The sequence below is a fragment of the Caldimonas sp. genome, from assembly GCF_046291045.1.
Classification (GTDB): Bacteria; Pseudomonadota; Gammaproteobacteria; order Burkholderiales; family Burkholderiaceae_C; genus Caldimonas.
The window spans coordinates 25714-36349 of the sequence record NZ_JBKBSL010000032.1; the positions used below are offsets into that span (position 1 = coordinate 25714).

At 69.7% G+C, this 10636-nt stretch carries 8 protein-coding genes; 6 read left to right on the forward strand and 2 right to left on the reverse strand.

Translation table 11 applies throughout. The features are described from left to right. Positions 1-597, reverse strand: coding sequence for a ubiquinol-cytochrome c reductase iron-sulfur subunit (gene petA, locus ACK4ZD_RS11945; RefSeq protein WP_409662243.1), 597 nt, complete (start codon positions 595-597; stop codon positions 1-3). Between the two features lie 204 nt (positions 598-801). On the opposite strand from petA, the gene mscL reads away from it, so the two are divergent. Further along, entirely contained in the window at positions 802-1221 is a 420-nt protein-coding gene (gene mscL, locus ACK4ZD_RS11950) for a large conductance mechanosensitive channel protein MscL (protein ID WP_409662246.1), read from the forward strand. A 147-nt stretch (positions 1222-1368) separates the two neighbouring features. Beyond that, positions 1369-3903: a DUF1631 family protein gene (locus ACK4ZD_RS11955; RefSeq protein ID WP_409662249.1), complete on the forward strand. Its 2535-nt coding sequence runs from the start codon at positions 1369-1371 to the stop codon at positions 3901-3903. On the opposite strand, the gene pdxA is transcribed toward ACK4ZD_RS11955, so the two are convergent. After that, positions 3881-4939 carry a 4-hydroxythreonine-4-phosphate dehydrogenase PdxA gene (gene pdxA, locus ACK4ZD_RS11960; protein ID WP_409662252.1) on the reverse strand — a complete coding sequence of 353 codons (1059 nt, stop codon included), beginning with the start codon at positions 4937-4939 and terminating at the stop codon, positions 3881-3883. The two genes, ACK4ZD_RS11955 and pdxA, sit on opposite strands and share 23 nt — an antisense overlap. Before the next feature lie 168 nt (positions 4940-5107). Between pdxA and ACK4ZD_RS11965 the strand changes: the two genes are divergently transcribed. The 4 genes from ACK4ZD_RS11965 to ACK4ZD_RS11980 form a co-directional block, all read left to right on the forward strand. After that, complete coding sequence (locus ACK4ZD_RS11965; protein WP_409662254.1) at positions 5108-5512, forward strand: hypothetical protein; 405 nt, start codon at positions 5108-5110, stop codon at positions 5510-5512. 47 nt (positions 5513-5559) lie between these two features. Continuing rightward, positions 5560-6543, forward strand: a complete 984-nt coding sequence (locus ACK4ZD_RS11970; RefSeq protein WP_409662256.1) for an MDR family oxidoreductase — start codon at positions 5560-5562, stop codon at positions 6541-6543. Between the two features lie 137 nt (positions 6544-6680). Continuing rightward, positions 6681-8984 (forward strand): NADP-dependent malic enzyme, encoded by a 2304-nt coding sequence (locus ACK4ZD_RS11975; protein WP_409662259.1) that lies wholly within the window; start codon positions 6681-6683, stop codon positions 8982-8984. A gap of 174 nt (positions 8985-9158) precedes the next feature. After that, positions 9159-10636 (forward strand): MFS transporter (locus ACK4ZD_RS11980; protein ID WP_409662262.1); only part of this gene is annotated, 1478 nt, incomplete at its 3' end.

Consider the following 10636-nt stretch of genomic DNA (forward strand, 5'->3'; position numbering starts at 1 on the left):
TCAGGCCCGCTTGTCCTCACCGATCAACAGCTTGGTGTCGGACAGGTACATGTGCGGCGGCACTTCCAGGTTGTCCGGTGCAGGCTTGTTCTTGAACACACGCCCGGCCATGTCAAACGTGGAGCCATGGCAGGGGCACAGGAACCCGCCCTGCCAGTCGTCGGGCAGCGAGGGCTGGGCGCCCGGCGTGAACTTGGAGACGGGCGAGCAGCCCAGGTGCGAGCAAATGCCCACACCCACGAAGATTTCGGGCTTGATCGAGCGATGCTGGTTGCGTGCGTACTCCGGGGTGGGGTACTGGGTGCGCTCGGAGTTCGGGTCGGCCACTTGGGACTCGGTCTTGGCCAGCGACTCGAGCTGCTCGGGGGTGCGGCGCAGGATCCACACCGGCTTGCCCCGCCATTCCACGGTGATCATCTCGCCGGGCTTGAGCGTGCTGATGTCCACCTCGACCGCAGCACCGGCGGCACGGGCGCGCTCGGACGGCTGGAAGGTGCTGACGAAGGGGATGGCGGTGGCCACGCCGCCGACAGCGCCCGCGCCACAGGCAATGGCGACCCAGGTGCGGCGGCTCTTGTCCACTTGCTGATCACTCATGGGGGATCCTCAGAAGCACTTCTTTGGTTAGGGGCAACCCGCGATTCTAGCGGACAGCCGGGACGCCCAGCCAGCACACGCGCCGCCCGGCTGTGCGCCAGCCGCGCGCGGCCAGGCGGCTTGGCCGCAGCAGCCCCGACGGGCATACTGCGCCCAACCGGAGGCGAGGGGCGCCACGGGCTGGCCGAGCACCAGGAGAACCGCATGGGCTTCATGAGCGAATTCAAGGAGTTTGCCGTCAAGGGCAACGTCATCGATCTGGCCGTGGGCGTGATCATCGGCGGAGCGTTCGGCAAGATCGTCGACTCGATGGTGGGCGACGTGATCATGCCGGTGATCAGCACCCTCTTCGGCGGTCTGGATTTCTCCAACTACTTCATCCCGCTGGCGGGCCAGACTGCCCAGACCCTGGCCGAAGCGAAGAAGGCCGGCGCAGTGTTCGCCTACGGCAGCTTTCTCACGGTGGCGATCAACTTCCTGATCCTGGCCTTCATCATCTTCCTGATGGTCAAGCAGATCAATCGCCTCAAGCGCCAGGCCCCTGCGGCTGCACCCGCCCCAGCCGCCCCGCCAGAGGACATCGTGTTGCTGCGCGAAATCCGCGATGCGCTGAAGCAGAAGTAACAAGACGTTACAACCGCCGATCGTTCAGGCCCTCCCACGCGGGGCGTTCGCGGTGGGCGTGCCTGATTTGGCATCTGTTTGCGTGTCACCGCGAAGCCTGAGACAGGGTTTCGGGCCATACTGATTCCCCTTGCAACTGCAAGTGCCATGACCCTGCCCGACCCGCGACTCCACGCCGCCATGCAGGCGGCCGTGCAGAAGATCTTGAACACCGCGTCGTCGACCGCCAGTCGCGTGGTCGACGCGCTGGGCATGCTCGCGCTGTCGGCCAAGAGCAACGCGCAGCGCCAGGCTTACATGTCGGCCCAGTTCGACCTGCAGCGCAAGCTGTCGGCCTTCAACATGACCTTCACCTCGGTGCTCAACGAGAAGGTGGCCCAGGAGATCACGCCGCGCGTGGGCGGCGCTCGCAGCCTGGCAAGCACCGACTGGTCCTCGCTCAGCCTGGTCGGCGACAGCGAGGTCGAGGAGCAGGTGACGGCCCATCGTCTCGGCCTGGAGATCGAACATGAGTGCGAGTGGGAACTGCGCGAACTGGACGCCTACATGGGCTCGCTGCTGGGCCTGGGCCGCCCCGACCCGGAGCGCAACCCCGTCCGGCCTGAGGTCATCGGCAAGGCGCTGTTCCGCAGCATCGAGGTGGTGAGCCCCGAGGCGGCCGTCCGCAAGACGCTCGCCAGTGAACTGGGCCATGGCCTGGCCAAGTCGATGCGCCAGTGCTATGGGGCGATCGTGGCCGATCTCAGCGCGCGGGGGATCCAGCCGGTGGGTCTGGCCGTGCGCAGCGCCGTCATCTCGGGCACCGGCGGCGTCACGGCGCCGGCCGTGCCCTTGCGCAACACCGGCGCCGGCGCCCTGTCCGACCAGCGTCAGGCGGCGCAGGCCTTGAGCGCGCTGTTCGGCGTGCCCGCACCGGCCGGCTTCGGGCCCAGCGGTGCAGGGGCGCTGGGCAGCACCGCCCCCGGCCCGAGCGGCGCAGGCGGCCTGCCGGTCAGCGGCCCCGGGGTCCTGGGCGTGGCGGGCGGCCCGTCCGGCCACGGTGCACTCGGTGGCACGGGCCCCGTGGGCGCACCGGCCGGGGCCGACGCGCAGATGCTGGATCTCATCCGCCGCCTGGCCTACCTGACCAGCGGCCCAGGCGCCCTGGACGGCGTGAGCACTGGTTCGCCCGCTGGCGCCTGGAGCCCCAGTGGGGCCGGCGTCGCAGTGGCATCCTCCGCCCCGGGCAGTCTGCATTCGGCCCCAGGCGGTCTGCCCTCGGGGCTGAGCGGGCTGATGGCCGTCAACCTGATCCGCGCGCACCGCGAGGAACTGATGCGCGCCAGCAGCGGTGCGCTCGATCACATGGTGATCGACATCGTCGCATCGCTGTTCGACCAGATCCTGTCCGACCCGAAGGTGCCCCCCCAGATGGCACGCCAGATCGCACGGCTGCAACTTCCGGTGCTGCGGGTAGCGCTCAAGGACGTGCAGTTCTTCTCCTCGCGCAGCCATCCGGTGCGCAAGTTCGTCAACCGCATGGCCTCCATTGCCTGCGCCTTCGAGGATTTCGACGAAGGCCCGGGCAAGCGCTTCCTGAGCCTGGTGCGCGAACTGGTGCAGCAGGTCGTCGAGGGCGACTTCGACCAGATGGACCTCTACGAGGGCAAGCTGCGCGCCCTCGAGGCCTTCGTGCAGGAGCAGGCGCACGACGAGGCCCAGGCCCATGCGCAGGCCGTGGCGCTGTTGGCCGGCAAGGAGGCACAGCTGCGTATCGTGCACCGGCACGAGATGCAGGTGCAGGGGGTGCTGGCGTCGATCGGTCTGCACGACTTCATCCGCGACTTTCTCGTGAAGGTGTGGAGCCAGGTCGAAGTCGAAGCCACGCTACGCCACGGGCCGCAGGCGGAAACGACCCGACGCATCCGGCGCGCCGCTCGCGAGCTGGTGATGTCAGTGCAGCCCAAGGCCACGCCGGCCGAGCGCAAGCAGTTCATCCTGGCCCTGCCCCAGCTGATGAAAACGCTCAACGAGGGGCTGGCGCTGATCCACCATCCGGAAGAGCAGAAGAAGGCCTTCTTCGCCGAACTGCTGCCGCTGCACGCCCAGTCGCTCAAGGGACAGCCGCTGACCGCCTTCCAAATGCGCCAGCTCGACACCCAGCTCCAGGGGCTGGACCGGCTGGTCGTGCCCACGGCCGAAGAGGTGCCGCCCACCGAGACCCCGGCCGCGGTCGCGGCACCGGAGACGAACTTCTCACCCGACGAGGCCCAGCGCATCGGGCTGGTGGCCGAGACCGCGATCGACTGGGACGGCAGGATCGACATCGACCTCAGCGGCGGCGAGGCCGGCGGCACCGACGTGGACATCAACCTGGAGGAACTCGAGCCCGAGATGCGGCCCGAGCAGCCTACGCAGGGGGTGGCACTGGTGCAGCACGTTCAGCCCGGCGTGGCCTACCAGATGCACCTAGACGGCCAGTGGAAGAAGGTGCGGCTGAACTGGGTGAGCCCGGGGCGGACCTTCTTCATCTTCAGCCACGGCCGCAAGCACCAGACCATCGTCTCGATGACCGGGCGCATGCTGACGCGAATGTGCGAAACGGGCCGCTTCCGCGCCTTCGAGCAGGCCTACCTGATCGAGCGCGCCGTGGCACGCGCGCGCAAGCAGCTCGCCGAGCTCACCGCGAACAGCCAGCGCTGAGCCGGCGGGCCATGCGGGCCGCGGCAATCAGGCTGGATGGATCGGCCCGGCCGGTGCCGGCGATGTCGAAGGCGGTGCCGTGGTCGGGGCTGGTGCGAATGAAGGGCAGCCCCAGGGTCACGTTCACCCCCTGCTCCACCCCCAAGTACTTCACCGGGATCAAGCCCTGGTCGTGGTACATGGCCACCACCAGGTCGAACTCGCCCGGATGACCCGGCGCATGGCGGGCCCGCATGAAGACCGTGTCGGGCGCGTAGGGGCCGCGGGCGTCGATGCCTTCGCGGCGCGCCGCCTCGATGGCCGGCGCGATGTGGCGGATCTCCTCGTCACCAAACAAACCGCCCTCGCCTGCATGCGGGTTGAGCCCAGCCACCGCGATGCATGGCCGCGGCTGACCCCACAAAGCCGCACTGCGGTGCGCGATGCGGATCGTCTCCAGCACCGACGAGCATGTCACCTGCTCGATCGCCTCGCGCAGCGGCAGGTGAATGCTCACGAGCACGGTGCGCAGCTCTTCGTTGGCCAGCATCATGCGCACCGCCGGCACCGTCGCACCCGGCCCGGCCGCCTCGGCGGCCAGCAACTCGGTGTGGCCGGGGTAGGGCTCGCCCGCAGCCGCCAGGGCCTCTTTGTGCAGCGGTGCGGTGACGATGCCGGCAATCTCGCCGGCACGGGCCCAGACGATGGCCTGGCGCACACAGCAAGCCGCCGCCGCACCGGCGCGCGCGTCCACCCGGCCCCACGGTAGCGCGGCCAGGCCGGCGGGCAGGCCCGGGGGCTCGACCACGGCCACGGCCCCGGCCGGCACCGAAGCAGCCTCGCCGGGCCGCTCGACCACCACCACGGGCGCCTCTAGACCCTGACAAGCCAGGGCGCGGCGCATCACGGCCGCGTCCCCCACCACGAAGGCCCCGGGGATGGCCCCTGCGACCAGAGCTCGGGCCAGGATCTCCGGTCCGATGCCGCACGGATCGCCCAGGGTCAGCGCCAAGGGGCGTTCGGTGGCAGTCTCCGAGGCAGCAAGCGTCACAGTCATGTTCGCATTGTGACCGTTTCCCGGGTTGCGAAGAAAATTGTGCAGCGCAACACTCGATTCCCCCATCAGGGGGAGGCACTGGAGGCTCGGATCCATGATCCCATAACGATCCTCGTGCAAGCGCTGTGCGGCCGCGCAGTGCTCCCACTCGAACAAGACTTTGGTGCCATGAGCCAGTACCTTGCCCGCATCCGCTTCCCGGATGGCCACACCCTGCTCGGGCTGTACGACGCCCGAGCCGACAGCCTCTTGCCCTCGCTGGTGCGCCCGATCCCGGAGATCACCGGCCGGTGGGAGCACTGCCATGCCGAGCCGCCCACATGCCGCGAGCGCTACGAACGCGCCCACCACGCGCAGCATGGCTGTGCACCGGCCGAGCGCATGGCCCGGCTGTGGCGCAGCGCGATGGCGCTGGCCGCCGGTGGCCACGGCCTGCTGGAGGAGGCCCTGGACTGGCAGACGCAGACCGAACCGGTCGAGGTGGAGGTGCCCGCCTGCAGGGCCCGCTGGCGCTCGCACGCCGACCGCCGCCGCCTGGCCTTGGTGGGCGCGCTGGAGCCTGTGCGGCACTGAACCCGCTTTTTGGGGGAAGATCGCGGGTATCCCGGAAGGAGACCCCGATGTTCAAAGCCGTGCTGCTGACCCAGGAAGACCGCCAGACCCGCGCCGCGCTGGTCGACCTGGACGACGCCCAGCTGCCCGAGGGGGAGGTGACCGTGAAGGTCGAGTACTCCACTCTCAACTACAAGGACGCGCTGGCCGTGACCGGCCGTGGGGCCATCGTGCGCGCCTGGCCGATGGTGCCGGGTATCGATCTGGCCGGCACGGTCGAGGCCAGCACCGATGCGGCCTGGCGAGCGGGCGACCCGGTGGTCGTGACTGGCTGGGGCCTGGGCGAGACACACTGGGGAGGACTGGCCCAGAAAGCTCGGTTGAAGGCGGGTTGGCTGCTGCGACGTCCGGCCGCCTACACCGCGCGGCAGTCGATGGCCATCGCCACCGCCGGCTTCACCGCCGCGCTGTGCGTGATGGCCTTGCAGCGTCATGGTCTTCAGCCGGGCGACGGCGAGGTGCTCGTCACCGGTGCGGCCGGGGGCGTGGGCTCGGTCGCGGTGGCGCTACTGGGCAGCCTGGGCTACACGGTGGTGGCTTCCACCGGGCGGCCCCAGGAGGCCGACTACCTGCGCAGCCTGGGAGCCGCCCGCTGCGTGGACCGCCAAGAGTTCACCCAGCCCGGCAAGCCGCTGCAAAGCGAGCGCTGGGCCGGGGTGATCGATACGGTGGGCAGCCACACGCTGGCCAATGCCTGCGCCGCCACGCGCTGGAACGGCGCGGTGGCCGCCTGCGGCCTGGCCCAAGGGGCCGACTTCCCCGGCACGGTGATGCCCTTCATCCTGCGCGGGGTCACGCTGTACGGCATCAACAGCGTCTTCACCGACAACGACACGCGCCGCAAAGCCTGGGATTTGCTCGCGCAGCATGTACCAGCCCAACGGCTGGAGGCGATGACCTCCGAGATCGGCCTGAGCGAGGTGATCGGATACTGTCCGAAACTGCTGGCGGGCCAGGTGCGCGGGCGCACCGTGGTGGACGTGTGGCGATGAACGCCCCCGAGGCGGGCCTGGCCGGCAGCGTAAGCTGCCCAACTTCCCACGCCATTAATCTGCGCCGCACAAAAGCGTAGGCTTGAGGTTGGTGGCGCACCGCGCAAAGGTGCCCCGCCAGCCTCAAGGAGACCCTCATGGCCGCCAAGACCCCGTTGTCGCCCGCCGAACAGGCCCTGCGCGACGCCGCCCTCGAATACCACCGCAGCCCGGTGCGCGGCAAGATCGCCGTGGCACCCACCAAGCCCCTGTCCAACCAGCGCGACCTCTCGCTCGCCTACTCGCCCGGCGTGGCCTATGCCTGCCTGGCCATCGAGGAGGATCCTCGCCTGGCGGCCGACTACACCTCGCGCGGCAACCTCGTCGGCGTGGTCACCAACGGCACCGCCGTGCTGGGGCTGGGCGACATCGGCCCGCTAGCGGGCAAGCCGGTCATGGAGGGCAAGGGCTGCCTGTTCAAGAAGTTCGCCGGGATCGACGTCTTCGACATCGAGCTAGCCGAGAAGGACCCCGACAAGCTGATCGAGATCATCGCTGCGCTCGAACCCACGCTGGGCGGCGTCAATCTCGAAGACATCAAGGCGCCCGAGTGCTTCTACATCGAGAAGCGCTTGCGCGAGCGCATGAACATCCCCGTCTTCCACGACGACCAGCATGGCACGGCCATCATCTCGGCCGCCGCCCTGCTCAACGGCCTGGAGCTGGTGGGCAAGCGCATCGGGGAGGTGAAGCTCGCCGTCTCGGGCGCGGGGGCCGCTGCCATCGCCTGCCTGGATCTGATGGTGGAGCTGGGCGTGAAGCGCGAGCACATCTTTGTGTGCGACTCCAAGGGCGTGATCCACGACCGCCGCGAGGACCGGCTCGACGAATCCAAGCAGCGCTACGTGCAAAAGACCGAGGCGCGTACCCTGGCCGACGCGGTGCGCGGCGCCGACGTCTTTTTGGGCTGTTCGGCCCCGGGGGTACTGACGGCCGAGATGGTGAAGACCATGGCGGACCGGCCCATCATCCTGGCCCTGGCCAACCCCGAGCCGGAGATCCGCCCCGAGGTGGCCAAGGCTGCACGGCCCGATTGCATCATCGCCACCGGCCGCTCGGACTACCCCAACCAGGTCAACAACGTCCTGTGCTTCCCCTACATCTTCCGCGGCGCGCTCGACAGCGGCGCCACGCGCATCACCGAGGCGATGAAGGTGGCCTGCGTGCGCGAGATCGCCGACCTCGCCAAGGCCGAGATCAGCGACGAGGTGGCCTCGGCCTACGCCGGGCGCGAATTGCGTTTCGGCCCGGACTACCTCATCCCCACCCCTTTCGACGCCCGTCTCATCCTGCGCATCGCCCCGGCCGTGGCCCAAGCGGCAGCCGACTCCGGCGTGGCCACCCGCCCGATCGCCGACCTGGACGCTTACCGCGAGTCGCTCACGCGCTTCGTGACGCACACTGGATTGTTCATGCGACCGGTCTTCCAGGCCGCCAAAGCCGCGCCCCGGCGCATCGCCTACGCCGAAGGCGAGGACGAACGTGTGCTGCGCGCAGTGCAGATCGCGCTGGACGAAAAGATGGTGAAACCCATCCTCGTGGGCCGGCCCCACGTGATCCAGATGCGGTTGGAGCGCGCCGGGTTGCGCCTGCAGCCGGGCCGCGACTTCGAGGTGGTCAACCCCGAGGACGACCCACGCTTCCGTCAGTACTGGGAGACCTACCACCGCCTCAAGGCCCGCGACGGCGTGACCCCCGAGATGGCCAAGGTGGCCCTGCGCCGCTCCAACACGTTGATCGCGGCCATGATGGTGCACCTGGGTGATGCCGATGGCATGGTCTGCGGCCTGGTGGGGCGCTATGAGGCCCACCTGGAGCACGTGCGTGACCTCATCGGCCTGAAGGCCGGCGCCAGCGGCTTCGCTGCGATGAACGCGCTGATGCTGGACAAGCACACGCTGTTCATCGCCGACACCTTCGTCAACGAGGATCCGGACGCCGCCACACTGGCCGACATCGCCGTGCAGGCCGCCGATGCGGTACGCCGCTTCGGCCTGCCGCCGCGCGTGGCCTTCCTGTCGCATTCGATGTTCGGCTCCAGCACGCGACCCTCGGCGCGCAAGATGCGTGCGGCACGCGACCTCTTCGTGCAGCGCCGCCCCGACGTCGAGGCTGACGGCGAGATGCACGGCGATGCCGCCCTGAGCGAGACGGTGCGCGAAACCTACCTGCCCGGCTCGACCCTGCGCGGCGCGGCCAACGTGCTGGTGCTGCCCAATCTGGATGCCGCCAACATTCTCTTCAACGTCCTGAAGATGACCGGCGGCCAGGGCGTGACGGTCGGCCCTGTCTTGCTGGGGGCGGCGGCACCGGCGCACATCCTCACCCCTTCGGCCACGGTACGCCGCATCGTCAACATCACCGCGCTGGCCGTGGCCGACGCGAACGCCCGCACGAGCTGAGCCTGCGGCAAACGGCGTGCGAGGCTCGCGCCCGGGCCACGCACGCCCGGCGTGTTTTGGGGCATCATCGGGCTTGCCTTGAACCCGTCTGACGTCCCTCCCCCTCCTGCCGGCCCGGCCGCTCCTGCGGTGTCTGCCTCCGCTTGGGCCCCGCTGTCCCAGCCGGTCTTCCGCATGCTCTGGCTCACCTGGCTGGTGGCCAACACCTGCATGTGGATGAACGATGTGGCCGCGGCCTGGCTGATGACCACGCTGACGACCTCGCCGGCGCTGGTGGCTTTGGTGCAGACGGCCTCGATGCTGCCGGTCTTCCTGCTGGGGCTGCCCAGTGGGGCCCTGGCCGACATCCTCGACCGGCGACTCTTCTTCGTCGTCACGCAGTTCTGGGTGGCCGCGGTAGCGGTGGTGACCTGTGTGCTCGTGCTGACCGGTGCCGTCACGCCGGCCCTGCTGCTGGTGCTCACCTTCGCCAACGGCATCGGCCTGGCCATGCGCTGGCCGGTGTTCGCCGCCATCGTGCCCGAGCTGGTGCCGCGCCTGCAGTTGCCCGCCGCCCTGGCGCTCAACGGCATCGCGATGAACGCTTCGCGCATCATCGGCCCGCTGCTGGCCGGCGCCATCATCGCGGGCCTGGGCAGCGCCTATGTTTTCGTGCTCAACGCCGTGCTGTCGGTGGCGGCGGGCTTCGTGATCCTGCGCTGGAAACGCGAGCGCACCGTCAGCGCCCTGCCCGGGGAACGCTTCGTCGGCGCCATCCGCGTGGGCTGGCAGTACGTGCGCCAGTCCACCCGGATGCAGGCGGTGCTGGTGCGCATCGCGCTGTTCTTCCTGCAGTCCACCGCCGTGCTGGCCCTGCTGCCGGTGATCGCGCGCGGCCTGGACGACGGCGGCGCGGGCACCTTCACCTTGCTGCTGGCGGCCATGGGCAGCGGCGCGGTGGTGGCGGCGGCCCAGCTGCCCAGGCTGCGCGCGCGCTACACCCGCGACCAGCTCGTCAACCGCGGTTCGGTGGTGCAGGCAGCCATGACCGTCGTCGTGGCCTTCGCGCCCCAGGCCTGGCTGGCCGTGCCGGCCATGTTCGTCAGCGGCATGGCCTGGATCACCGTGGCCAACACCCTCACGGTGGCCGCCCAGCTCGCCCTGCCCGACTGGGTGCGCGCACGCGGCATGTCGATCTACCAGATGGCCCTGATGGGCAGCGCCGGACTGTCGGCCGCGCTGTGGGGCAAGGTGGCCAGCCTCGCCAGCGTGCCCGCCAGCCTGCTGGCCGCCGCCGCCACCGGGATGCTGCTGCTTCTGTGGGCGCGGCGCATGGTGGTCGACGGCGGCGCCGAGGAGGACCTCACGCCCTCGCAGGCCTGGAAGCCTCCCGTGACCACCACGCCGGTCGATCCCGACGCCGGGCCGGTGCTCGTCACGATCGAGTACCGCATCGACCCGGCGCAGGCCGCCGCCTTCCGTGAGGTGATGCAGGAAAGCCGCCGCAGCCGCCTGCGCCAGGGTGCCCTGGCCTGGGAGCTGTTCCGCGACGTCAACGACCCGGGCCTGTACACCGAGTACTTCATCGACGAGTCCTGGGTCGAGCACCTGCGGCGCTTCGACCGCGTGACCGCTGCCGACGTGCACCTGCGTGAGCGCCGCCTGGCCTTCCA